Source organism: Sphingobacterium lactis, from assembly GCF_011046555.1.
Taxonomy (GTDB): Bacteria; Bacteroidota; Bacteroidia; order Sphingobacteriales; family Sphingobacteriaceae; genus Sphingobacterium; species Sphingobacterium lactis.
This window is the reverse complement of the sequence record NZ_CP049246.1, coordinates 484,639-510,946: the sequence shown is the minus strand read 5'-3', so window position 1 is coordinate 510,946 and position 26,308 is coordinate 484,639. Positions and strand designations below refer to the sequence as shown.

The window sequence follows — 26,308 nt, the reverse complement described above, 5'->3', positions numbered from 1 at the left end:
AAATAACATGAAGATAGCTGTTGTTGGGGGAGGACCGGCGGGGATGTATTTTTCCATTTTGGTCAAAAAGGCGATGCCGGAGGTGGAAATCAATATTTATGAACAGAATAAATTATCGGACTCTTTCGGGTTTGGTGTGGTCTTTTCGGATGAGACACTCAGTGAGTTTCTGACGAAGGATCCCCGGTCCTATGAATTGATCCGCAGCAAGTTTGCCTATTGGGACAACCTGGACGTCTATCGCGACGGGGAAGTCGTACGGATTACCGGAAATGGTTTCTGTGGTTGTTCCAGAAGGACGTTGTTGGAACTCTTGGCCCAACGCTGTGCAGAGGAAGGCGTAACGATCCATTCCCAGTACCGGATCAATAGCCTCAAGGATGTTCCCGAAAGCGATATCATCGTGGCTGCAGACGGTATAAACAGCGTAATCCGAACTGAATTGCAGGCAGACTTCGGTACAGTCGTAATTCCAAAGAAAAACAAATTCGTATGGATGGGCTCCACCAAACCTTTGGATGCATTTACTTACTTCTTTAAAACCACGGCTTATGGCCCTTTTGTGGCACATAGCTATCAATATGAAGAAGGAAAGAGTACCTGGGTGATTGAAACAACGGAAGAAACGTTTGAAAAAGCAGGTTTTGTAGTGGATGATGAAGCAGGAACGAGGTTGAAATTGGAAGCAATTTTCGCCCAAGAATTGGATGGTCATCCTTTGCTGACCAATAAATCCCATTGGCGGAGCTTTCCATTGATCACCAATACGCGGTGGCATAAAGATAATGTCATTCTGTTGGGGGATGCGGTAGCTACGGCGCATTTTTCCATCGGGTCAGGGACTAAGCTTGCCATGCAGGAGGCGATAGCCTTGGCGCAATCGGTAATCGAAAATAAAGAAGATGTCCAACAGATATTCGCATCGTATGAGGCGAACTTTCGCCCGCATGTGGAAGCTATACAAAATGCTGCCAATATATCCATGGCGTGGTTTGAGGGGATGGACAGGCATGTGGAGCAAGCCGATTTCATGGCGTTTGCCTTCAGTGTGATGTCTCGATCCCGTAAGGTCACCTATGAGAACCAAGCGATTCGGGATAAAGCCTTTACACAACAGGTACTGGCAGCATTCAATGCGCGGACAAAGCAGAAGGTGGGACAGTCGCCGGCTTTCAGCACCTATAAGCTCCGGGAGATGAATCTGCCCAATCGGATGGTGATGAGTGCCATGGGGCAATATTCCGCAGTGGATGGTCGTGTTCAAGATTGGCATTTGATGCACTATGGATCTCGAGCAACGGGTGGCGTGGGCCTGATAATCACTGAAATGACAGCGGTTTCTGATTCCGGTCGGATCAGTCCGGGTTGTGCCGGAATCTATACGGACGAACAAGCACAAGAGTGGGAGCGGATTGTGGATTTTGTCCATACCAACAGTTCCGCGAAAATTGCCATGCAATTGGGACATGCCGGACCGAAGGGTGCTGTGCAAAGACGCTGGCAAGGTGCCTTCGAACCGTTGAACGGACAGGGGTGGCCGTTAAAAGCAGCCTCGGCAAAACCGTATGGTTCAGGATATCCAATTCCAAAGGCTATCGATCGGGCGGAAATGCAAGAGATTATCGAACAGTTTGTCTCGGCGGCCAAGCGTGCCGATCAAGCTGGGTTTGACATGATCGAATTAAGTGCTTGCCACGGCATGCTATTGGCCTCTTTCTTGTCTCCTTTGACGAACCTTCGGGATGATGAGTTTGGTGGTGCGATCGAAAACAGAGTGAAATTTCCCGTGCAGGTATTTGAAGCTATACGGTCGGTGGTAGATTCCCAAAAGCCGATATCCGTGAAAATTTCCGTTGAAGATTGGAAAGAGGGTGGAAATACGATTAACGAAGGTATTGCCATTGCCAAAGCCTTCAAGGATGCCGGAGCGGATCTGATTTCTGTCACCTCAGGAGGTACAGTGCCCGATCAGGAGATTAAAGAAGGTCCAATGTGGCAAGTGCCCCTCGCGGACGCCATTAAACACGATGTCGGTATTCCGGTGATGGCAATCGGTCAATTTACGACCATTGATCAGATCAATACCACCCTCTTGGCGGATCGCGCCGATCTCATTGCGATGGGGAAGACGCTATTGGTGAATCCCGGATTTGTGCTGCAGAGCGCCGCGTATGAACAGGAATCACTGGATAGCTTGGTTCCGGATCCATATCGTGTTGGCATTCCCCAATTGAACAAAACCCAAGCCTGGATGCGCAAAGAATTTGAAAGAATGAAAGTTGCCCTGAAGCCCCAGAGCCACAGGTAAACAGAACGCTATAAACCTATGAACAAATTAACCAATTAAAAGATGACTGAAAAACACCCATTTCTGAAAAAAGACAAGTTCCTGCTAGGTACCTTTTCCACCAATTGTGGTGGTGGAATGACCGTTTCGAAATTGCCTGATCGTTGGCGAGCGAATTGGGAGAACAACCTCAAGTTGGGGCTGCTGTTAGATGAGGCAGGAATAGATTTTATGTTGCCCATTGCACGATGGGTAGGCTATGGTGGAGAAACGGATTTCCACGGGGAAGTGATGGAGACCATTACCTGGGCAACGGCATTGTTGGCGAGAACAAAGCAGATAACTGTGTTTGCGACAATCCACACGGTAGCCAATCATCCGGTTGTAGTCGCGAAGCAAATTGCAACCATGGCGCAGATCAGCAATGATCGTGTAGGACTGAATATTGTAGCGGGTTGGAACAAGCCGGAATACGATGCTTTAGGAATTCCGCTTCCTCCGGATCATGAAACACGGTATGGCTATGCACAGGAATGGTTTAATTTTATTAAGCGGCTGTGGAAAGAAGAAGGTCCATTCAATTTTGATGGTTCCTATTTCAAGACCACGCGCAGCTATGGCAATCCGAGGCCTACCTACCTGCCGCCAATTTTCAATGCTGCAGGCTCCGGACAGGGTCGAGATTTTGCGATTGAAAATGCTAATTTTCTATTCACTCCCGCAATCGACCTCAATCGGTCCAAGGCCGAAATTACAGAACTAAAACAGAAAGGTGTAGATGCCGGAAAGGATATCAATGTCTTGACATTTTCCCATATCATTTGCCGACCGACGGAGGAAGAGGCGCAGGCAGAAAGGCAACGTGTCATGGATAATATCGACTGGTCGGCAACAGATAACTTAATCAATCTCCAATTCGCACATGCACAAAGTTTCCCGCACGATCTGTTGAACAGCATTCGTGAAGGAATGGCGCTCGGCCATGGTGGTTTTCCGATGGTGGGAACGCCGCAGCAGGTTGCCGATGGATTGATTGCATTACATGAAGCAGGATTTAAGGGCACAACACTGTCCTTCTTTGATTACGCTGCCGAGTTCCCTTATTTTAGGGATAATGTGCTGCCGATCCTTGCCGAAAAAGGAATTCGTTAACCAAAAAATATAAACTTATGCAATCCTTACAAGCATTGTTGACGGGCGGAAATATTCGTTTTGTTGACCTCACACATACCTTGAACGAAAACTTTCCTGGGCTGCCCCTGCCGCCAGAAATGGGCCAGGTGGCCACCTTTAAGAAAACGGAAATCTCACGATATAATGACAAAGGTCCGGGGTGGTATTGGAACAACATCACGTTGGGGGAACACTTTGGGACCCATTTTGATGCTCCCGTTCATTGGATAACCGGAAAAGACCATCCAAACAATACCGTGGATACCATTCCAACGGAACACTTTATGGCTGCTGCACAGATTATTGATGCATCCGAGGAGGTCATAGGGAATCCAGACTTTGTCCTTACGCCTGAATTTATCCAGAAATGGGAATCCGAACATGGCATTTTGCGTGCCAATGAGTGGGTGCTTTTTCGTACCGACTGGCACAAACGCCCCATTGGCGCGGAATTCTTGAATACCGGTGCAGATGGTTTGAACCACACCCCCGGACCGAGTAAGGAAGCTGTAGAATATATGATTAACAGAAATGTGCTAGGTTTTGGCGTGGAAACACTGAATACGGATGCAGGGATGTCCTTCGTTTGGGATATGCCATTACCTTGCCATACCTTAATGCATGGTGCCGGAAAATATGGGCTTCAATGCCTTCGGAATCTGGACCAATTGCCTGTTCGGGGAGCTATCATTGTGGCTGCCCCATTGAAAATCGAAGATGGTTCCGGCAGTCCGTTGCGCGTCTTCGCGATTGTCCCATCCTAGGGAGTATTACCAGAAACTGTAAAGAGAAAATCATGGCAGAGAAATCATTTAAGAAAGAAGTCGAGACCTTGCGGAAGGGGGCCGGAGAAGTGTTCCATGGAGAGGGAATCCTGGCCGTTACTAAAGCCCTGTTGGAGTGTGGAGTTGGTTATGTGGGAGGTTATCAGGGGTCGCCAATTTCGCATTTGATGGATGTATTTGCAGATGCAGAACCCCTTTTGGAAGAGCTTGGGGTTTATTTTGAGAATTCGGCTTCCGAAGCCGCAGCGGCGGCGATGCTGTCCGCTTCGGTCTATTACCCGATTCGTGGTGCGGTCACCTGGAAATCCACCGTGGGGACCAATGTGGCTTCAGATGCGCTTTCCAATTTGGCCTCTGGGGGCGTAACGGGTGGTACCTTGGTTATTGTAGGCGAAGATTATGGGGAAGGTTCATCCATTATGCAGGAGCGGACCCATGCTTTCGCAATGAAGTCCCAGATCTGGCTATTGGACCCACGACCCAATCTGGAAAGCATTGTGAAATCCGTGGAATTGGGATTTGAACTATCCGAAGCGAGCAATTCACCGGTTATCTTGCAATTGCGCGTCCGTAGTTGCCACCTCCATGGACAATTTATAGCACGCGATAATCAGCCGCCAAAAGTAAAAATATCCGATTGTTTAAATGATCCCAAAAGGGACGTCAGTCGAATCGTCTTACCTCCGGCAACCTTTCTGCATGAAAAGGAAAAAGTGGAAAAGCGGTTGCCAAAGGCGATTCAATTTATCAAAGACCAGCAGATCAATGAATTTCTAAAAGGAGATCGGGAAGATATCGGTATCATTGTCCAAGGCGGACTCTTCAATAACCTCAATAGGGCATTGGTGTCCCTTGGTTTATCGGATAATCTTGGGAATGTGAAGATACCAGTCTATGTGATGAACGTGGCTTATCCGGTTATTCCCGATGAAGTGGTTGATTTCTGCCGGGATAAGAAATCGGTCCTAATGATCGAGGAGGCGCAACCCAATTATATCGAGCAGAATATCGGCTATTTATTGCACAAGCATCATTTGACCACGAAGCTGTATGGGAAGAATGTCTTGCCTGAGGTCGGTGATTATACAATCGGCGTGGTTAAGGAGGGTTTGGTCAAGTATTTCGAAGATATCGGCGAAGAACTGACTACAGCACAGCGGGAAGTATTCACCAAGAAAATTTCTGAGGAAGACAACAAGCAGCTGTTGGAGAAAGTGCCTGTCCGTCCGGCGGGTTTCTGTACCGGTTGTCCAGAGCGACCGATTTTTGCCGCTTTAAAGATCGTGCAAGAACGGATCGGCCAGCACCATATCGCCGGCGATATCGGTTGTCATCTGTTCTCCATCTTGCCGCCATTCAATATTGGGGCAACCACCATGGGTTATGGATTGGGGGCTTCCTCCGCTGCGGCCTTTAATCTCTTCAACACACCAACCCAGGAAGGCCAGAAACGGCCAATTGCAATTATGGGCGATGGCGGATTTTGGCATAACGGTTTAACATCAGGGATAGGAAATGCCGTTTACAATAAGTTTGACGGATTGATCATCATCATTGATAATTATTATGCGGCAGCAACCGGAGGACAGGATATTCCATCCTCCCGGGCCTATAACTTTTTACGGACAACAAATAATCCGATAGAAAAAGCGGTTAAGGGCGTGGGCGTGCAGTATGTGAAGATCATCGACAGAACCTACGATGTCGAAAGGATGGTCAAGGAACTGACCAGAGCGTTGACGACAAAAGAAAAAGGGCCAAAGGTCATTATTGCACAATCGGAATGTAGCTTGAATAAAGAGCGCAGGAAAAAACGCATTTTCAAAAAACGCGTGGAGGAAGGCAAACGTGTGGAGAATGAGAAGTTTGGTGTGGATGCGAAAGTCTGTACCGGCGATCATGCCTGTATGCGGCTTTCGGGATGTCCTAGTTTAACGCTGAAGTATACGGATAATCCCCTGCGTGAAGATCCGGTTGCCCACATCGAACAATCCTGCGTTGCCTGCGGAAACTGTGGTGAGGTGGCGGAAGCTGCCGCACTGTGTCCGGCATTCTATAGCGCAAAGGTCATTCGCAACGCCGGCTTTATGGAAAAGCTGATCTACAAGATTCAGTATGGGATGATTAGTTTTCTGCAAAAACGGAGAGCGTCAAAACAGATTATAACATGAGCGAAAATATAAAGAAGGTAGTCGAACCCATTAAGGTCGCATTGATTGCCGTCGGTGGCGATGGAGGTGGGGTATTGACGCAATGGATTGTCCAACTGGCGTCCAAAAATGGCTATTGGGCACAGTCGACCACCATTGCAGGTGTAGCGCAGCGTACCGGTTCGACAGTTTATTACCTGGAGTTATTTCCCGAGGATGCCATTCCGAAGGATGGCGGGAAGAGGATCTCTCCGGTATTGGCACAGATGCCGGCACCGGAAGATGTGGATGTCGTCATGGCTACGGAATTGATCGAAGCGGGACGTGCCATTCAGCGTGGATTTGTGAGCAAAAAAACTACGTTGATTTTTTCCACGCACCGCAATCTGGCCATCCAAGAAAAGGAGAAACCTGGAGACGGCATCCTTGATGGTACTTCCATTTTTGAGCTGGCAAGAAAGTATGCGAAACATAGTGTGTATGCGAACCTGAAAGACCTTGCTGAAAACCATAAGAGTGTTATTTCTGCAACCCTTTTTGGTGCCTTGGCCGCTTCGGGAAGTTTGCCTTTCTCGGTAGAGCAGTTTGAGGAAACCATTAAAGCTGGGGGCGTTGCGGTTCCCACCAGTCTTGCCGCCTTTAAAGCCGCATTTGGATTGGTAGGATTGGGTCTATCCGCAAAGGAGGCTACACCTTATGTGCCTGAATTGAGCCCAGCAAAGTTTGAAGCTTTGCCTGCCTCGAATGCAAATCGAAAATTCAATGCAGCGATACAACAAATCCGAAATGAGTTTCCAGAGAGCACCCATGAGGTCGTTTATGCCGGTATAAAACATGTAGTGGAATGGGGAGGCATTTCCTGGGGAAATGAATACTTGGATTATTTGAAACCTATTTTAAAAGTCGAACGAGACTTCCGTAATAAGGATAATATTCTGACTAATCGTGTAGCGCAATACCTTGCCCTGGCCATGGCCTATGATGATCTGGTAAATGTGGCAGATATCAAGACCAGGGCAGAACGCTGGGATACTGTATTTCAACAGGTTGGCGCAAAGAAGGGCGAAATTGTCAAAACAACAGATTATTTCCACCCTCGATTTGAGGAGGTATATGGCTTTATGCCAGTAGGACTGGGCAAGCGCATGGAGAATAGTGAATCGGCACATCGCTTCTTTACAAAATATCTCGATAAAGACCGACGGATGGACACGCATAATATCTTTTGGTTTTTTATCTTATATTGTATAGGCGGAATGAAGGGGTACCGGAAGAAAACGCTCCGTCATGCCGAGGAAATTGAAAATATAGCGGATTGGTTGGAGCGTATTTGTGACATTTCGGCCGTCAATTATGAGCTCGCAGTACAATTGGCGCGGTCCTATCGACTGAAAAAAGGGTATGGAGACACCTATGCCCGGGGACATTCTAAGTTTAAAATGGTCAATGAGTTTGCCGTTAAGCACGTCAATGTTCGAGGAATAGCGGATATTGTTTCCGAATTAATCGAATTCGGATTGAAAAATCACGAAACGGAACAACTGCAGGGGCAAATAGCCTTAGTCGAAGCCGAAATGGAAAACCGTTCTTCTAACGCTTCTGAATTTAACAACAATTAGGGATATGAATCAAGACGTCATCATCATTGGTAGTGGAATAAACAGTTTGGTCTGTGCGGCCTTATTGGCGAAAAAGGGTAAAAAAGTTACGGTCATTGAACGTTACCCCGTTTTGGGTGGATGTGTACAAACGGAATGGATTGAGGGCTGTCACATAGATACCTATTCTACAGCGTATCCTTTATTTGTTACCTCGGCAGCCTATCCGCTATTAAAGGATGACTTGGAGGAAAATGGCGTCGAATTCCTGACCAATGATGTGCCCACTGGGGTGCTCATGTCCGATGGGCAATATTGTATCCTAAAAACCGATCGTGCAGCAAACATTGCGGCATTCAATGCTCTTGCTGATGGAGATGGCGATCGGTTTGCTGCGGAGATGGATTGGGTGAACCAGCATGCCGATATCTTATTTACCATTTTGGGTGGTGAGTTAATGACCATGAAAATGGGAAAATTCCTTGCTAAATATGTATGGAAACAGGGCATTGGACAGGCGTCGGAGAACGCTCAGGAATTCCTGAAGTCCGTTCGTGCCGATTTGCCGGATCATTTCCAATCGAAAGCGTTATTGGCAAACCTTGCCCCGTGGGTCTTGCATTCGGGTTTGTCTCCGGAAAGCCCGCTCTCGGCTACGATGGCGAAAGTTACCGCCATGAGTATTGAAATGGTTGGTTTGCCATTGGTCAAGGGGGGGAGTTACCGCTTGGTAGATGCATTTAAAACTATTATAGAAGAGAATGGCGGCAGATTTGTTCAAAATATGCATGTCGAACGGATATTGGTGGATAAATATGGCAAAGCTGAAGGTGTGGTATTGGAAGATGATTCCATTCATTTGTCCAAATATGTCGTGGCCAATGTAACACCAACGCAATTGTACGGTCGTTTGCTAGTCAATGAACCGAAGGTTTCCAAGAAAGTGGAGATCCAAGCCAGGAATTATAAATATGGAAAGGGCAATATGCAGATCCACCTGATCTTAAATGAAGCGCCGAACTGGGTGCAGCCAGCATTGGAGAAGGTGACTTATGTGCATCTAACGGATGGAATCGATGATATTTCACGTGCAGTAAATGAAGCTACCCGGCAGGAGTTGCCCGCAAAGGGCACCATTTGCATCGCTCAACCAACCGCATTGGATCCGAGTCGTGCCCCTGAAGGGAAGCATATCCTCTGGATTCAAGTGCCGGAATGTCCGAACTATCCCGTTGCAGATGCGGGCGGAGCATTGGGCGATCTTTGCCAAGGCGAGTGGACCGATGAACTGCGTGAAGCGTATGCTGACCGTATTATCGACCGGATCGCTGCATATATTCCCAATATCAAATCGGCAACCGTTATTCGCAAGGTCGTCTCGCCGAAAGATCTTTCGCGGGCAAATATCAACCTGGTGCACGGAGACCCCTATTCAGGGCAGTGCAGTTTAGACCAATATTTACTTTGGCGCCCGATGGCTGGGGTTAAGAATCATGAAACACCCATTAAAAACCTGTACCATATCGGTGCATCTACCCATCCGGGACCTGGTTTAAGTGGAGCTTCAGGATTCTTGGTCGCTCAAAAAATTAAATAAGAAACACAAAACATGAACATGGCGCAGATTTTCAAAAAACAGCAGAAGGTCAAGTTTCAGCATTGTGATGCCGCAGGGATTGTGTTCTATCCTCGGTTTCTGGAAATGTTGAACGAACTGGTTGAAGACTGGTTTGAGGAGGAATTGGGCTTCCCTTTTAAGGAGTTGCACCACGGTGAAGGGGTTCCCACGGCAGATCTAAAAGTCGCTTTTTCTTCACCAGCACGGATGGGGGATACCTTTGAGAAATCCATGTATGTGTCCAAACTGGGGGATTCCAGCCTGACCTATCAATTTAAGTTCGCATTTCAGGATCGGATAATATTGCGTGGTGAATGTGTCCTCGTGCATGTAATCTTATCTGATGAAAAATTGAAAGCTATGCCATGGGCGCATCAGGTACGAATGAATATCGAACGATTTCATCATCCCGATGGAATTAAGGATGAAATTTAAATTATTGGAATTTAAAGTCTTGCTGAAAAATTGTGAATTTTCTGGATAAATTATTTTGTAAATCAGATTTTACACCTATATTTGCACACCGCAACAGCGAAAAGGAGAATTAGCTCAGCTGGTTCAGAGCATCTGCCTTACAAGCAGAGGGTCACTGGTTCGAATCCAGTATTCTCCACCAAAATAAAAAAGGAGGCTTAGCTCAGCTGGTTCAGAGCATCTGCCTTACAAGCAGAGGGTCACAGGTTCGAATCCTGTAGCCTCCACACAAAAAAAAGCACCTATTTCAGGTGCTTTTTTCGTTTTCTGCCCATCAAAGTAATTGTTTTTTTGGATCAGGCTGAAAAAGTCCACCCTTCTAAACGTATCATATTAAATCCAAAGGTACATCACACGCTATTTTCATCTTTATCCCAATGATTTTATAACATATCGTTGTCAACGCAGATCAGCTAGAGTAACAACCCGAAATAAGCGGTTAAATCTAGGTTTGGTATTTGGTCGTTTTTAGAGTTAAAATGTTTATAATCAAAATTTTAATTGTTAAGCATGCTGATTTTTCCATTTCATACTGCGGGGACCTTGTCTGAGGTGAGAGCGTGGTGAGAGCGTACTGAGAGCGTGGTGAGAGCGTGTCTATAGCACGGTCCCACCTCGCCTGAACCCCGAACGCACCCCGCTCGGGAGTCGGACAAGGTCCACAATGTGCCCAAATCACGGCAGATTTTTCAGGCTTTTGAGGGAATGTAAATTATGAAAATGGCAAATCGTGAGCTGGTGGGGTTTTTGCAAAATAGTTACACCCCTCTGGGGTTACTATAACATTATTGCTCGTGAGCTAAAATAGTGACACCCCTCCAGGATTGGATGGCGTGTTAAATTTCTAATGTAAATGATCGCATGGGCAATTATTGTTCGGCTAGCTTGTCCAGTGGATTAGGATGTCCTTGATAATTATTAGTCCAAAATATGCCCTCCTATAAAGCCATTTCCCAATATCCATAATCACAATTCCAGACGAATATCCATAATGCAACCCCGCTAGGGGTGTAACTATTTTAGAATGAAATGGATATAACCCCATACAACCCCGGCGGGGTGTAACTATTTTAGAACGAATTGGATATAACCCCATACAACCCCGGCGGGGTGTAACTATTTTAGAATGAAATGGATATAACCCCATACAACCCCGGCGGGGTGTAACTATTTTAGAATGAAATGGATATAACCCCATACAACCCCAGCGGGGTGTAACTATTTTAGAAATCTAGCCCACAACATTTGCGTTAGCCTTGTTCCCGCATATAAAATGACGTGATGATATCTACCTATCTCCTTACCAATAAATTAATTCTCGAGGTACGAATAGATTTTTTCCATGTAGAAGGCTTCGTCCAACGTTTTTACGAGTTCCAACATTTCAAATTGATCAAAGGAGAAGTTGATCCCTTCGTACGGGGTATGGAGTAAGATTCTGTTTTTTCCGTCTGGAAATACGATAGGTTTGTTGTCGTCGAAAATGTCCTTTACCAGATTTCGAAAAGTAAAGAAATCTTCCTTGCTGAAGTTGATGAGTAGATTATTGAAACAAACATGGATGATATTTTGACCGGCAGGCATACTGATGAAGCCCATGTCGTTTTTCGCGAGGATTTTGATTTGGCATTTTCCCATCGGATAATTTTTGCAGCATACAGTGCCTGTGGACTATTGTGCCTGCCTTACCCACATGCCTTCCCATGTGGGTAAACAGGACTTTTGTATAATTGAAACTTTTACTTTTGCTTGGGCTAAAGGTAGTATTTATTTAGAATGATTATAAATAATAACCCTCTTTTTTGTTTGATATGACAATTAGATTATAAAATCAGCAAATCAACAGGCGTCAGATTTAATAGCATAAAAAAACGCTGTTAAGCGTAGCTCAACAGCGTTTTCAATTGTGGATAGGTTGATATTTATAGTTCTTGAATTCTTATGTTCCTAAAACTTACGGAATCCGTATGATTCTGGAAGGCGATTTTTCCCTTGGGGAATGTCCCGAATGCTGGATAGTTTTTCATGTTGCTGTTCGCTACTTTATTCTTGAATGCTGTACTGTTGACATCATCCTCAAAAGTGATCCTATCGTTCAGCCAAAAGGTAACTGTTCCGTTCTGCTGTTTGATTTTGCCTTTATTCCATTCGCCAAAAGGATTCGGTTTGGAGTTGCTGCCGATACATTCCACTGAATAGAGACATCCTGCCCAATGCGTGGAGTCAATTTGGTGACGGTGTTCAGCGTTCGCATTGTCCAGAAGTTGCATCTCCAGGCCTGTTGCAAAAGTTGCAGCATACGTACTGTCCTCTTTTACATTGATAAACACACCACTATTGCCACCCTTCTTTACTTTCCATTCGAATTCGAGCTCGAAGTTCTCATATTCGCGATCGCTGATGATATCGCCAAATTCGCCGGGAGCGGTGGGGTCACAGATCAATTCGCCATCCGCTACTTTCCATTTGCTTTCTGCAGCACCCTTGTTATAGATGTGCCATCCTGCCAGATCCTGACCGTTGAAGAATTCCCTATTACCTTCAGATTTTGATTGGTTAGTGGATTGGGTGCAGGAAAGAACCAATAGGAAAGGCACTAAGAGCCAGGATTTGTTTAATAGCGTTGACATATTCGAAAGCTTAATTGATTATTTCTAATAACTAAATGTAGAAATAAAAAATCAATTCACAGGCTTTCACAATGCTAAAACCCTTTAGTAAAGAAATTTTGACAAATTAAATCGCTAGAAAGATCAATAGCGAACAATCTCCTCGATCTGTTCGGTAATAAATTTCAAAGTTAATGGGTCTGTGAAATCACCCTCCTGGTTAATTTCATTCTGAATCAGTGGGATATGGATCTTTAAGGGGAGGACATGCAGACGTACATAGTTACATACGCCGGTGAAATGGTCGACTCCACGGATGTTTCCGTATTTTCCTGTGGATAGTCCGACCAGGGCAGCCTTTTTGTGGAAAAAAGAGGCAGGAAAGGCGCATGCATCCACAAACACTTTCAGCACCCCGGGATAGGAGCCGTTGTATTCGGGTATAATGAAGACAAACTTCTTGGCTTCCGATACCATTTGTTGAATTTCGGCAAATTCAGGGCTTCTCTTTCCATAGAGGTCCGTGTTGATAATATCTGCAGGTAGATCCTCCAGGGAAAGGATCTCGAACTCCTCCCCACGGTTACGAAATTCTTTCTGATAAAATTTCGCAACCTTTAGTGAATTGGAATGTTTTCTATTTGTGCCTGAGATAATTAAATTCATTGTTTAAATGTAACTTACGAAAACCAATACTGTTGGACCTCCATACCTAATGCTATTTTTTGTATCTTAGCATCCTGAGTTGGCGGATTTGGATAAGCTCCAAAATTAATAAATTTAACATCATTTAAGTATCATATCTCGTGGATGGTTGTTAATTTGCAAATTGATTAGAATATTGCCGACTTGAAATTATTTTCAAAATCTGAGGAAGTACCATGGGAAAGATTATTGCCATAGCCAATCAAAAGGGAGGAGTAGGTAAAACGACGACCTCCATCAATCTAGCAGCTAGTTTAGCTGTCCTGGAATATAAAACATTGCTTGTCGATGCAGATCCGCAGGCAAACTCCACTTCGGGCATTGGTTTTGATCCTCGTGGGATCAAGACAAGTATCTATGAATGCTTAGTGAATGATGTGACAGCCCGCGAAGCGATTCAACAAACGGATACACCAAATCTTGACCTGCTCCCAGCGCATATTGACCTTGTGGGTGCAGAGATTGAAATGATCAACCTCGAAGAACGTGAGTATAAAATGAAGCGTCTATTGGATGAGGTGAAGGATGCGTATGATTTTATTATCATCGACTGTTCCCCATCCCTTGGATTGATTACCATCAACGCATTGACGGCATCCGATTCGGTCATTATTCCGGTTCAATGTGAATATTTTGCCTTGGAAGGTCTGGGTAAATTGTTGAATACCATCAAAATCGTACAGACCCGCTTGAATACGGATCTGGAAATCGAAGGCATTCTATTGACAATGTACGATGTTCGCCTACGTCTATCCAACCAAGTGGTTGAAGAGGTACGGACGCATTTCAATGACCTGGTTTTCGATACCATTATTCAGCGGAATACACGCTTGAGTGAAGCCCCAAGCTTCGGTGTTTCTGTCATTATGCATGATGCATCATGCAAAGGCGCCGTGAATTACTTAAATTTAGCACGTGAAATATTAGAAAAGAACGGACTATTAAAAGAGAACAATAAGGAAACAGTAACAGTATAGTATGGCAGCACAACAGCGGAAAACAGGATTGGGGAAAGGTTTAGGTGCATTGCTTCAGCAAGAAGTAGTCGAAACGCCAAAAGGCCAAACTGCCGAAACTCCTGTAGCTAAGACGTCCAGCTCACCGGCTGGAAGTATCAACTTTATAAAAATAGATCAAGTTTCCATCAACCCCTTCCAACCTCGGACGGATTTTGATGAGCAGGCATTGCGTGAACTTTCTGAGTCTATCGAATTACAAGGGCTTATCCAGCCCATTACCGTTCGCCAAATCGGCAAGAACGAATATCAATTGATTAGTGGTGAGCGCCGTTTGCGGGCATCCAAATTAGCAGGTATCACCGAGATCCCTGCCTATGTGCGTACGGCAAACGACCAACAGATGTTGGAGATGGCCCTGATCGAAAATATTCAACGTGAAAACTTGAATGCGATCGAGATTGCCCTCAGCTTCCAACGCATGATCGAGGAATGCTCCCTCAAACAAGAAGAACTGGGCGACAGGGTTAGCAAGAACCGCTCGACGGTGACAAATTACCTGCGTCTATTAAAATTACCTCCTGTTATTCAAGCCGCCATCCGCGATGGAGATCTGACCATGGGCCATGCCCGTGCACTGATCAATGTCGGTGAAGTGGAAAAACAATTGTTCATCTTCAAGGAAATCGTAGAAAAGGGGCTCTCCGTACGTAAAGCAGAGGAGCTGGTACGTGAGGTACAGCAAGCAAGAGATAAAAAACAGAAAGGGGCGAAGAAGGAAACTCCGCTAACCTTCCAATATCAGAAAATTGAGGATGACTTGGCCTCTAAATTCGCTACCCGCGTGAAATTGAACGTGAAAACCAACAAGGGCAAAGGTGCGATCGAGATTCCATTTGACTCTGAAGATGATCTAAGCCGTATTTTAGAATTGCTGGATTGGTAATGCATAAGTTAGGACTGCTCTTCGGATTGATGTTGCTTTTTACAGGTGCCATGGGACAGGTAAAAGACACCATTCCAGACTCCACCAAAATGGTGCAGCTTCAGGACTCCCTAAAAGCAGGGGATGCCCAAGATACCACACGCAAGGAAACGCGTGCTGAACGCAGGGCCCGAAAAAAAGCGGAGAAAGAGCGTGAAAAATATTACTATAAGGATATCCTAAAGGATTCCACCCGACTGGAAATCGAACGGTTATCCCGCGTCGCTTGGAAAAGATCTTTGATCCTTCCAGGCTGGGGGCAGTATACAAATGGTGGGATCTGGTGGGTAAAGACACCGATTATCTATGGTGGGTTTGTGGCAGCTTATCTTACCTTTGATTATTGGAACTGGTACTATAACATGTTCCTGGATGAGTTGAAATATCGAGAGGAATTCGGGCAGCCGTCCAGTGGCCCGCTTGGGTTCGAGACTAACTGGTCCGATCAAGGATTAATTGCCCAGAAAGACTACGGCCGTCGGAATCGAGATCTAACCATCTTGGTGACCGTAGGCTGGTATGGATTGAATGTGGTGGAAGCCTACGTGGATTCCATTTTGAAGAACCGTTGGAATATCAGCAACGATTTAAGCTTCAAGATATCGCCTACATTAATGCCGAATTACGCATATACTCCCGGAACAGGCATGTTTTCCGGGACAAGTTTCGTTACGCCTGGCGTAAAGATGACTTTTAAAATCAGATAATTAACCAATTAACTATATGAAGATCGTTTTATTGGGTTACGGAAAAATGGGACAGTTAATCGAGCGATTTGCCATGAAAAGAGGGCATGAGGTCGTTTTGATTGTTGATGAACAAAACCGAAGCAGCATCCAGGTGGACGACCTGGAAGATGCTGATATCGCCATTGATTTCAGTACACCGAATGCGGCATTGGAGAATATCAGCCTATGTTTTGAGGCAGATCTACCTCTGGTTGTCGGTACCACCGGATGGTATGAACATCTGGAAGAAGTGAAAGAAACCTGTTTAGAAGCCAATCAATCCTTATTGTATGGTTCTAATTTCAGTATCGGGGTCAATATTTTTTTCCATATCAACAAGATGTTGGCGAAAGCAATTGAACCCTATAAGCAGTATGACGTACAGGTGGAGGAAATTCACCATATCCATAAATTAGATGCACCAAGCGGCACGGCTATTACCATTGCCGAAGGTATCCTTGAGCATATTCCGGCAAAACAAAGCTGGGTGAACAGCGTGGAGGGATCCGGAGAGGAAGTGATTCCAAAACCGAATGAACTCTTAATCGAAAGCTTGCGCATCGAAGAAGTGCCAGGCACGCATACTGTTCTTTACAGCTCTGAGGTGGACCAGATTGAATTTAAGCATACCGCCCATAGTCGGGAGGGATTTGCTTTAGGTGCGGTTATTGCTGCGGAATGGCTCTTAGGGAAAAAGGGCTTTTTCCAGGTGACAGAAATGTTTGATTTTAATAAGTAAAATATGTGGTATATCATTTTAGCCATATACATCATAGGTTCGCTTTACGGACTGTTTTTATTGTATAAGAAAGCCGGTAGGCAAGGTTGGGAGGCTATTGTTCCGTTTTATGCACAATATGTCATGGCCCAACTGGTTGGAAGACCTACGTGGTGGATCGTCTGGCTCTTTGTGCCGATCGTCAATATATTTATCTTTTACGATTTATACCTGAATCTGATCAAGGCTTTTGGTAAACGTCGGTTTTGGGAAAATGCCGCTGCCGTTTTGGTGCCTTTTATCGTCTTGCCGATGTGGGGTAGGGATCCTAATGTGAAATACCTTGGGCAATCCACCACAGAGGAGTTCAAGAAGAAATATCCGTATAAGAAATCAGTAGGCCGCGAATGGGCAGATGCGATCATTTTCGCAACAGTTGCCGCTACCCTTATCCGTGGTTTCCTGATCGAAGCCTACATGATCCCAACGGGATCGATGGAAAGAAGCTTATTGGTGGGTGACTTCCTGTTCGTGAGTAAATTGAACTATGGACCGCGCATCCCGATGACCCCAATCGCTTTCCCTTTCGCACACCATACCATGCCGGTGACCGGTGGAAAAGCATATTCGGAAATTATTAAGGTCCCTTATAAACGTCTCCCTGGATTCCAGGAAATCAAACGCAACGATGTGGTCGTATTTAACTACCCTGTGGAAGCGGATGAACCTTATAACAGACCAGTGGACAAGCGTGAAAATTACATCAAGCGCTGTGTAGGGATGCCTGGAGATATTGTTTCCATGGAACGCACCAAGCTTTTTGTAAATGGTAAACCAGCATTTGAAGATGATGATTTCCAAACGAACTATCAGGTATTCACAGATCCCAATGGACTGAACCTGCAAAAGCTGTTGGATATGCGTGTGGAGTTGGATCCGTTATATACAAATCCAAGCGAAGGGATCTACGGTATGCACATGACCAAAGGAGAAGCCGCAGAAATCAAATCCTGGGCAAGTGTTAAAGAAGTACGTGAGATTATCTTCGAACCAGGAGATAACAACCCGAACTTCAGAGCATTCCCATTCTATGAAAATGGAATCATTTGGAACTACGATAATTTTGGACCTATTCAAGTGCCTAAAAAAGGCTGGACCGTAAAATTGGATAGCTTGAATGTGCCACTTTACCAACGTGCCATTACGGTATATGAAGGGAATAACTTTGAACAGCGTCAAGATGGATATTATATCAACGGTCTAAAAACGGATAGCTATACCTTCAAAATGGATTATTACTGGATGATGGGGGACAACAGACATAATTCCCTGGATTCAAGAGGATGGGGTTTTGTCCCTGAAGACCATATTGTAGGGAAAGCGTTATTTACCTGGTTGAGTTGGGACGAAGATGGTTCCTTCCTGACCAAGATCAGATGGAATAGAATATTCAGGGGAATCCGATAACATTCCCCATGCCATAAAAAGAGCGATCAAGAACTAATTCTTGATCGCTTTTTTTTATAGTATGCCTTTGATGCTTTTCGCAGCCTTATTTCAATGCCGCCAAATAGCGCTTGATCGTCTCTTCCAATCCCAAATAGAGGGCATCGGCAATCAGCGCGTGGCCAATGCTGACTTCCAATAATCCGGGGATGTGCTGTTGGAAATATTGCAGGTTATTTAAGTCCAGATCGTGCCCTGCATTCAGACCCAAGCCGACTTCCTGTGCTTTCTCTGCCGCCTTGATGTACGGTGCAATGGCTGCTTCCTTGTTGGCCGTAAATTCAGCAGCATACGCTTCGGTATAGAGTTCGATACGGTCCGTTCCAGTTTCTGCAGCTCCTTCCACCATGTCTTCTACCGGATCCACAAAGATGGAAACACGGATTCCCTGCCCTTGGAATAACTTGACCATATCTGTGAGGTAATCCTTGTATTTGATCGTGTCCCATCCATGATTGGATGTGATCTGTCCTAATTCATCCGGTACCAATGTCACTTGTGTCGGGTTGTTCGCCAACACCAAATCCACAAATTTCTGTTCCCGGCAATTCCCTTCGATATTGAATTCCGTAGCAATATTGGCCTTGAGGTCGTATACATCCTGGTAACGGATATGTCTTTCATCCGGACGTGGGTGTACGGTGATGCCTTCAGCGCCGAAGCGTTCACACGCCAAAGCTGCCGATAATACATTGGGAACATTTCCACCACGGGAGTTCCGCAGGGTGGCAATCTTGTTGATATTTACAGATAGTTTGGTCATATTCTAGCCTTTTTTACAAATCTAAGGTTTTAGCTGTCCATATTCCCATCATTTTATCATTTTAAATGCACGCAGCAATGGATAAAATTTTTTAAATTGCAACACATATGGATGGTCTGGACTTCAATCTCTTAAGTGGCTTCAGGTTGCTTGATTTCATCGATATATTGCTGGTGGCAATTATCATATATTACGTTTATAGCCTGATCAAGGGTACTATAGCCGTGAATATCCTGATTGGGGTGGGTCTATTCTATGGCATATACCTGGTCGTTAAGCAGATGGAGATGCGCCTGCTGACGGAGATTTTCGGCGGATTTATCTCCGTCGGGTCGATTGCTTTGATCGTGGTGTTCCAGCAGGAAATCCGGCGGTTCTTGCTGCATATCGGTAAGAATATTTCCCTACGTCGGAAAAAGTTCTTCTGGACCATATTCGGTGCCAAGAAATCTACTCACAAAGACAATTCAGAGTTTATAAAGCCCATTGTAGAGGCCTGCCAGAACATGTCCAAATCAAAAACTGGGGCTTTATTGGTGTTCTCTCGTTATTTTGATGAGGAATATTACCAAACGAGTGGTACAATCATCGATGCACCCATATCCAAGCGCTTATTGGAGACCATCTTCTTCAAGAATTCGCCTTTGCATGATGGGGCTGTGATCGTTGTGGACAATCGCATTATGACGGCAAGCTCCGTGCTTCCACTTTCGGACAGTGAGGATCTTCCCCCGCAGTTCGGTCTGCGCCATCGGGCAGCCATTGGCGTAACGGAAGTCTCCGAAGCGGTTGCAGTTATTGTGTCGGAGGAAACCGGCGAGATATCTTTTGCCAAAGATGGAAATATCAATATGAACCTCACAGCAGAAGAGTTGGAGAAGATTCTTGCCGAAGAATTGTAGTTTGCTGAATAATATTTTTATTATCTGTATTTTTATTGAACAATTGTTCTTGTTTGATAAATTTTAGATAACTTTATTCAAATTATAACACTAAATTTTCGCTATGCATTTCGACGAACAAAAACCCATCGATATCGTGCTGAACGACCTGTTCGAGCATTACCGTAAAAATGTTTCGGATGTAGATAAAATTACAAAGGCGTTATTGGAGCGTGGCGTTGTTTCTGCGCAGGCTGATATCGTCAATGACCATATTGCCTTCAGGACTTTGGGGGTTCCCAACCTTGGAATCAAATCCTTTGAGAAAATCTTCCTGTCTTTTGGCTATAAAAAAATGGATTATTACTATTTCGAAGGAAAGAAACTGGATGCCTATTGGTTCGCTCCACCTTCCGACGAATACCCTAGGATTTTCGTCTCTGAATTGCGTGTGTCCGAGCTGAGTCAGGCTGCGCAGGATATCATCCAAAAATATACTGCGGGCATTACCACGGACCCTGTTGATGCGCTGGATCTGAAAAATGGCGTTGAAGTGGCTGCATTCCTGCAGAAACCCCTTTGGGATTTGCCAACTTCCGCGGAATATGAAACCCTCCTCGCTGAAAGTGAATATGCAGCTTGGGTAATCTATAACCGCTATTATTTGAATCATTATACCATCAGTATCCACGAACTGAAAGACGGATATAACACTTTGGAAGAATTTAATGCCTTTTTGGAAAGTATCGGCGTGAAACTGAATACTTCTGGCGGGAAGATCAAAACCAGTGATGATGGGCTGTTGCGGCAGAGTAGTACCGTATCGGCTTTATATGATGCGAAATTTGCGGATGGGAAGACGTTGGAAATTGCCGGAAGCTATGTAGAATTTGCCGAGCGTAGCGTCCTTCCTGCCTTTAAGGATCTTCCAAAAGATCAAATCAAAAGGGAACACCGTAGAGATGGTTTCGAGACCAACAATGCGGATAAGATTTTTGAAAGTACATATACCTCACAAATAAAAGGATAATACCTTATGGAAGAGCAATTGCTCCTGCTTTCGGAAGAATTGCATGGCGAGCTGTTCTGGGATGAGAAGATGCGTCTGCTGTATGCAACGGACGCATCCGCTTATCGGGAGCTGCCATTGGCTGTTGCTTACCCCCGTGATAAGCATGACCTACGCGTGTTAATCGACTTTGCCCGGACGAATGGTACTTCCCTGATTCCACGGACTGCTGGCACCTCCTTGGCCGGACAGGTGGTGGGTGCCGGTATTGTGGTCGATGTGTCCAAATATTTTACGGAGATTCTCGAGGTAAACGAGGAAGCGTCTTGGGTACGCGTTCAACCTGGCGTCATCCGGGATGAACTCAATATGTTCCTCAAACCTCACCGCTTATACTTCGGCCCGGAGACTTCAACGGCCAATCGCGCCATGATCGGTGGGATGGTCGGCAATAACAGCTGCGGTTCCAATTCGTTGATCTACGGAAGCGCAAGAGAGCATACCATTGAGGTGCAAGCCCTATTGAGCGATGGCTCCGAGGTAACCTTCAAAGCGCTGACGTATGACGAGTTCGATCGCAAATGTAACCAGGGTGACCTGGAAGGGCAGCTGTATAAACAATGCCGTAGCCTATTGAGCAACTACCGGAATCAGGAAGAAATCCGAGCACATTTTCCGAAACCTTCCGTTCATCGCCGAAATACGGGCTATGCCATCGACCTCTTATTGGAAACTGACCCATTTACGGCCGGAAAGGAACCTTTTAACTTCTGTAAACTGATTTGTGGTTCGGAAGGTACACTTGCCTTCATTACCGAAATAAAACTGCATGTCGACCCGTTGCCTTCGCTACCTAGTGGTTTGCTGTGCGTGCATTTCCATACGCTGAAAGACGCTTTGCAGGGAAACTTGATTGTCCTCAAACATAAACCGTTGGTGAGTGAGTTGATGGACCATTATATCTTGGAGCGCACGAAAGATAACCTGGAACAATCCAAGAACCGATTTTTCGTATCGGGGGAGCCCCAGGCCATTCTAATTGCCGAATATGATGGGGTGGATGAAGCAGCCATCCGAGCCAAGGTGGCCGAGGTTGAAGCAGATCTTCTTGCCCATGGCATAGGGTATCATTTTCCATTGGTATTGGGGGCGGCCAAAAAGAACGTTTGGGATTTGCGAAAAGCCGGTCTGGGCTTGCTGAGTAATGTGCCAGGCGATGATAAACCCGTGGCGGTGATTGAAGATACAGCAGTTGATGTGGCCGACTTACCAGCCTATATTGCCGATTTTAATATCATTTTAGAAAAATATAAACTGTATGCGGTGCATTATGCCCATGCCGCAACAGGCGAGTTGCATTTGCGCCCGATCATTAACCTAAAAACACAGGAGGGAAATGAGCTGTTTCGGGAAATTGCGCTAGAGATTGCCCATCTGGTAAAGAAATATAAAGGATCCCTGAGCGGTGAACATGGCGATGGGAGGTTGCGTGGAGAATTTATCCCGCTAATGATTGGGGACCACAACTATGCGCTGTTAAAAGAAATTAAAAAAACCTGGGATCCCTTGGGGATCTTCAATCCGGGAAAGATCGTGGATACTCCAGCGATGAATACGTTCCTGCGCTATAAACCCGGGCAACAGGAAAGAACGATAAAGACCGTGTTCCGTTATGGACCTCAAACCGTGCTGCAGCATGCCGAACAATGCAATGGATCCGGAGACTGCCGAAAGTCGCACCTGTCGGGTGGAACCATGTGTCCCTCGTATATGGCAACGAAAAACGAAAAGGACACGACACGGGCCCGCGCCAACATCCTGCGGGAGATGTTGACCAACTCTGAGAAAGCGAACCCATTTGACCATCAGGAAATCAAGGAAGTCATGGACCTCTGCTTGAGTTGTAAAGCCTGCAAATCGGAATGCCCTTCCTCCGTGGATATGGCAAAGTTGAAAGCAGAATTCCTTCAGGGGTATTACGATAGTCATGGTGTTCCTTTCCGATCGCGCATGATCGGACATGTGGATGCGATGACCAAATTGATGCAGCCGATTGCTGGACTGTACAATGTAGTCGCAGGCAATAAGTACACGAGTCGTCTGGTCAAGAACATATTGGGTTTTGCGCCGGAGCGCGAAATCCCCAAAATAGCATCCACTACCCTCCGAAAATGGTTCCAACAAAAGGATAAGCCATTTGTCGGTAATAGGAAAGCCATCAAGTCGGTTTATTTTTTCTGCGACGAGTTCACCAACTTCAATGAGGTGGAACTTGGCAAGAAGGCAATCTTGCTCTTGGAGCGTCTGGGATATGAGGTACTCATGGTACCCCATGCTTTTTCTGGGCGGGCATTGATTTCAAAAGGATTGCTTCGGGACGCAAAAAAGCTGGCCAATAAAAATGTAGAAATCTTTCGTGATCGACTGGATAAGGATACCCAATTGTTGGCTGTCGAACCATCGACGATATTGACCTTCCGCGATGAATATGTAGACCTTGTGGATGATCATCTCCTGGCCGATGCTGAACGCATCGCCCCTCTGGCGGTGACCTTTGAGGAATACATCTTGCAGGAGTTCGAACAGGGGCATATATCCTCTGCACAATTTGATGATCAAGCCCAGGATATCCTCTTACATGGGCACTGCCAACAGAAAGCCTGGGGGCTGCTGCCGACGGTTTCCAAGGTGTTGGGGATTCCATCGAATTACAACGTTAAACAGATTCCTTCGGGTTGTTGCGGTATGGCGGGATCCTTTGGCTATGAAAAGGAGCATTATGCACTTTCCCAACAGATCGGAGAGCTGGTGCTTTTTCCCGCAGTACGGGGGAAGGCAGATACTACCATTGTAGCAGCTCCTGGGTCAAGCTGTAGGCATCAAATAAAGGACGGTACAGGAGTCATCGCCCAGCATCCGATAGAAATCCTATGGAAGGCATTAAAGGGCTGAGAAACGGACAGATCAAAGATATAACCGGTATAAAACAGAAAATCCTGATCAATCGATCAGGATTTTCTGTTTTATTTTTATTGCAATGTTCTTATTTTTTGATAGTCGCTATAGCTTCCGTAATCAATTTGATGTACTCGGTATGGTTTTGCTTTTTCGCCATGGCCAAGCCCTCTTCTGCAGCTTTTAACGCGCCAGCTGTATCCCCAGCCTTTGCTAGGATCAATGCTTTCCAGTATTTCACGTGTGGAGCTTTGGTATTGCCCTTATCGGCAATTTTCATCCATTCCGCAGCTTTTGCAATGTCCACGTCGTTATTGTAATAATACATAGCGGCATTGAAATAAGGCTTTTTCTCGCCTTTCATGGCTTCCTCAATGCTGGCAATGATCTCTGCTTTCTGATCTACGGTAATATTGAATTTCACTTTAGTTTTCTCCCAGCTTAAGGTCATGTCCATGGTCTGCTCGTGAACATCCTCAAACCCAATCGTGAAGGTTTCTACATGCGTAGGCAATTCTGTTGGTTTTACTTTGATGCGAAGAACATCGTCCGCCTTATCGTAGGTATAGGCACCCCACTGTTTCGCGTTTTTATTGAAGATGATCGTCCATTCATCTTTGGTTGGCAACGTGAATAGGGCGTATGTACCTGAATCTAGTTTCTGCCCTTCAATCATTACTTCTGATTGGAAAGTGATATTTGTTGCATTATTTGCTCCCGTGCGCCAAATCTGTCCATAAGGAACTAGGTCGCCAAAAATCGTTCTACCTTTTGCACTTGGACGCTGATAGATTACGCTGACCTGTTCAATACCTAAATCCTGAATGATAAATTGGGTGCTACTTGATTGTGGTAATTTTAATTGAGCTTCAGCCTGATTACTGCTGAAGATTAATCCTGCCACAACCAGGATAGTTAATGCTAATTTTTTCATAATCTTTTAAATAGAATTATCGAAGATAAGAAAAAAGGCCAAAAAAGAAAATGGAGTCAGTCGCCTAACTCCATTTAATATTCTTGATCATGCCTTTTTAATGCTTACGGACCTTATGTCCTGATACGGCATAATAAAGGATAAATAAGTAACATGGTAACGCGATCCAATAGGCTTGGTGTGCTCCAACGGAGTGGGATAACCAGCCGTATAACAACGGGATAACTGCCCCACCGGCAATACCCATCACCAAGATCCCTGATGCGGCACTCGTGAATTTACCTACACCTTTCAATGCCAATGGCCAAATTGCCGGCCATACCAGTGAATTCGCCAGACCCAATAGACCTACCAAAGCCAAGGAAACCATACCGTCGGTAAACACGATACCTACGGTTAGCAAAATCCCCAGGATGGCACAAGCTTTCAATGCCGTTTCTTGGGATAGGTATTTTGGGATCGCAATGATACCGATGATATAACCGAATACCATGGATGCCATGGTGAATGACGTGAAGAACTTGGCGTCTGCCAACGGGATACCCAAGAAGGTACCGTAGGCAATAATGGTATCTCCTGCCAATACTTCAACACCCACATACGCGAATAACGCGATGAAACCAAGCAATACGTGCGGGAAATCAAAAATGGAGTGCTTCGTTTCTGTCAGGTTATGGTGTTCTTGGTCTTCTTCCTCATCACCCTTCACTTCAGGTAGATTGGATTTTGAAATCCAGACACCCAACAGTACCAGCACGACAACAATACCGATGTATGGATTGACCACTTTCAGGGCGATATTGTCCAAGGCTAGACTCTTCTCTTCGAGGCTCATGGTTGCCAATTGTTCCTTAACCTTATCGGCTTCGTCCAATTTCAGGAAGAAACCCAGGATGATAGGCGCTAAGGCACCCGCAAACTTATTACAGATACCCATGATACTGATCCGGCGTGCTGCCGTTTCCACAGGACCAAGGATCGTGATGTACGGATTGGAAGCCGTCTGTAGAATGGCTAATCCACCACCCATGATAAAGAGACCGACTAAGAAAAGCAAATATGTTCGTGAATATGCCGCAGGAATAAACAATAACGCTCCAACCGCCATAATCCCCAAGGAAACAGCCATCCCGTTCTTAAATCCAAACCTGTTCAGTACCCAAGTGGATACCGGTGCCATCACTAAATATGCGATATAGAAGGCGAACGTAACGAAGTAGGATTGTACCTCTGTCAGCTCACAGGCGATTCGTAAATAAGGGATTAATAAGGAGTTAAGCCAAGTGGCGAACCCGAAGATAAAGAATAACGAGCCAATGATGATCATAGGCCCTACAGTGGATTGATTATTCTGCGTGGTCATAAATTTGATGTGTCAAATATTAATTTAAGGTAATCACAAGGCTAATAAAATATTTCCATATTTTAAAGGTTAAAATGTCAATCAACCGTTTGCATGCGGGCATAAAAAAGA

General features: G+C 45.3%; 21 protein-coding genes and 2 tRNA genes. 17 read left to right on the top strand and 6 right to left on the bottom strand.

Annotated features, from left to right (window positions below; genetic code table 11):
- Positions 1-7 precede the first annotated feature (7 nt).
- From G6N79_RS02295 to G6N79_RS02255, 9 genes are all read left to right on the top strand, one after another.
- A complete protein-coding gene (locus G6N79_RS02295) occupies positions 8-2,308 on the top strand; it encodes an oxidoreductase (RefSeq protein WP_103904988.1) in 2,301 nt (766 codons plus the stop codon).
- A 42-nt stretch (positions 2,309-2,350) separates the two neighbouring features.
- Positions 2,351-3,439 (top strand): LLM class flavin-dependent oxidoreductase, encoded by a 1,089-nt coding sequence (locus G6N79_RS02290; RefSeq protein ID WP_103904987.1) that lies wholly within the window; start codon positions 2,351-2,353, stop codon positions 3,437-3,439.
- A gap of 17 nt (positions 3,440-3,456) precedes the next feature.
- Complete coding sequence (locus tag G6N79_RS02285) at positions 3,457-4,224, top strand: cyclase family protein (RefSeq protein WP_103904986.1); 768 nt, start codon at positions 3,457-3,459, stop codon at positions 4,222-4,224.
- Between the two features lie 32 nt (positions 4,225-4,256).
- Positions 4,257-6,416, top strand: coding sequence for an indolepyruvate ferredoxin oxidoreductase subunit alpha (locus tag G6N79_RS02280; RefSeq protein WP_103904985.1), 2,160 nt, complete (start codon positions 4,257-4,259; stop codon positions 6,414-6,416).
- Positions 6,413-8,014, top strand: coding sequence for an indolepyruvate oxidoreductase subunit beta family protein (locus G6N79_RS02275; protein WP_103904984.1), 1,602 nt, complete (start codon positions 6,413-6,415; stop codon positions 8,012-8,014). Before G6N79_RS02280 ends, G6N79_RS02275 begins: the two co-directional genes overlap by 4 nt.
- Positions 8,015-8,018: 4 nt before the next feature.
- Positions 8,019-9,590 (top strand): phytoene desaturase family protein, encoded by a 1,572-nt coding sequence (locus G6N79_RS02270; protein ID WP_103904983.1) that lies wholly within the window; start codon positions 8,019-8,021, stop codon positions 9,588-9,590.
- 18 nt (positions 9,591-9,608) lie between these two features.
- Positions 9,609-10,046, top strand: a complete 438-nt coding sequence (locus tag G6N79_RS02265; protein ID WP_160003598.1) for an acyl-CoA thioesterase — start codon at positions 9,609-9,611, stop codon at positions 10,044-10,046.
- Positions 10,047-10,149: 103 nt separating this feature from the next.
- Positions 10,150-10,227: transfer RNA gene (locus tag G6N79_RS02260), tRNA-Val, on the top strand.
- 10 nt (positions 10,228-10,237) lie between these two features.
- Positions 10,238-10,312: transfer RNA gene (locus G6N79_RS02255), tRNA-Val, on the top strand.
- Positions 10,313-11,396: 1,084 nt separating this feature from the next.
- On the opposite strand, the gene G6N79_RS02250 is transcribed toward G6N79_RS02255, so the two are convergent.
- The 3 genes from G6N79_RS02250 to G6N79_RS02240 form a co-directional block, all read right to left on the bottom strand.
- Complete coding sequence (locus tag G6N79_RS02250) at positions 11,397-11,723, bottom strand: DUF6686 family protein (protein ID WP_103904981.1); 327 nt, start codon at positions 11,721-11,723, stop codon at positions 11,397-11,399.
- A 284-nt stretch (positions 11,724-12,007) separates the two neighbouring features.
- Positions 12,008-12,715, bottom strand: a complete 708-nt coding sequence (locus G6N79_RS02245; protein WP_103904980.1) for a 3-keto-disaccharide hydrolase — start codon at positions 12,713-12,715, stop codon at positions 12,008-12,010.
- Positions 12,716-12,838: 123 nt separating this feature from the next.
- A complete protein-coding gene (locus tag G6N79_RS02240) occupies positions 12,839-13,360 on the bottom strand; it encodes an NADPH-dependent FMN reductase (protein WP_103904979.1) in 522 nt (173 codons plus the stop codon).
- Positions 13,361-13,575: 215 nt separating this feature from the next.
- Between G6N79_RS02240 and G6N79_RS02235 the strand changes: the two genes are divergently transcribed.
- The 5 genes from G6N79_RS02235 to lepB are packed head-to-tail and all read left to right on the top strand — an operon-like array spanning position 13,576 to position 18,253.
- Positions 13,576-14,376, top strand: coding sequence for a ParA family protein (locus G6N79_RS02235; RefSeq protein WP_103904978.1), 801 nt, complete (start codon positions 13,576-13,578; stop codon positions 14,374-14,376).
- 1 nt (position 14,377) lies between these two features.
- Positions 14,378-15,301 (top strand): ParB/RepB/Spo0J family partition protein, encoded by a 924-nt coding sequence (locus G6N79_RS02230; RefSeq protein WP_103904977.1) that lies wholly within the window; start codon positions 14,378-14,380, stop codon positions 15,299-15,301.
- Positions 15,301-16,047: a DUF5683 domain-containing protein gene (locus G6N79_RS02225; RefSeq protein WP_103904976.1), complete on the top strand. Its 747-nt coding sequence runs from the start codon at positions 15,301-15,303 to the stop codon at positions 16,045-16,047. Before G6N79_RS02230 ends, G6N79_RS02225 begins: the two co-directional genes overlap by 1 nt.
- A gap of 16 nt (positions 16,048-16,063) precedes the next feature.
- On the top strand, positions 16,064-16,807 hold the full coding sequence (dapB, locus tag G6N79_RS02220; RefSeq protein WP_103904975.1) for a 4-hydroxy-tetrahydrodipicolinate reductase: 744 nt from the start codon (positions 16,064-16,066) through the stop codon (positions 16,805-16,807).
- A gap of 3 nt (positions 16,808-16,810) precedes the next feature.
- Entirely contained in the window at positions 16,811-18,253 is a 1,443-nt protein-coding gene (gene lepB / locus G6N79_RS02215) for a signal peptidase I (protein WP_103904974.1), read from the top strand.
- Positions 18,254-18,338: 85 nt separating this feature from the next.
- Here the strand turns inward: lepB and G6N79_RS02210 are convergent, their stop codons facing one another.
- Positions 18,339-19,055 (bottom strand): pyridoxine 5'-phosphate synthase, encoded by a 717-nt coding sequence (locus G6N79_RS02210; protein WP_103904973.1) that lies wholly within the window; start codon positions 19,053-19,055, stop codon positions 18,339-18,341.
- Between the two features lie 107 nt (positions 19,056-19,162).
- On the opposite strand from G6N79_RS02210, the gene cdaA reads away from it, so the two are divergent.
- The 3 genes from cdaA (at position 19,163) to G6N79_RS02195 (ending at position 23,897) form a co-directional block, all read left to right on the top strand.
- Positions 19,163-19,957 (top strand): diadenylate cyclase CdaA, encoded by a 795-nt coding sequence (cdaA, locus tag G6N79_RS02205; RefSeq protein ID WP_200818745.1) that lies wholly within the window; start codon positions 19,163-19,165, stop codon positions 19,955-19,957.
- A gap of 103 nt (positions 19,958-20,060) precedes the next feature.
- Positions 20,061-20,966: a DUF1338 domain-containing protein gene (locus G6N79_RS02200; protein ID WP_103904972.1), complete on the top strand. Its 906-nt coding sequence runs from the start codon at positions 20,061-20,063 to the stop codon at positions 20,964-20,966.
- Between the two features lie 6 nt (positions 20,967-20,972).
- On the top strand, positions 20,973-23,897 hold the full coding sequence (locus G6N79_RS02195; RefSeq protein WP_103904971.1) for an FAD-binding and (Fe-S)-binding domain-containing protein: 2,925 nt from the start codon (positions 20,973-20,975) through the stop codon (positions 23,895-23,897).
- 91 nt (positions 23,898-23,988) lie between these two features.
- Here the strand turns inward: G6N79_RS02195 and G6N79_RS02190 are convergent, their stop codons facing one another.
- Positions 23,989-24,834: a DUF2911 domain-containing protein gene (locus G6N79_RS02190; protein ID WP_103904970.1), complete on the bottom strand. Its 846-nt coding sequence runs from the start codon at positions 24,832-24,834 to the stop codon at positions 23,989-23,991.
- Positions 24,835-24,931: 97 nt separating this feature from the next.
- On the bottom strand, positions 24,932-26,197 hold the full coding sequence (locus G6N79_RS02185; RefSeq protein ID WP_103904969.1) for a sugar MFS transporter: 1,266 nt from the start codon (positions 26,195-26,197) through the stop codon (positions 24,932-24,934).
- Between the last annotated feature and the right edge of the window lie 111 nt (positions 26,198-26,308).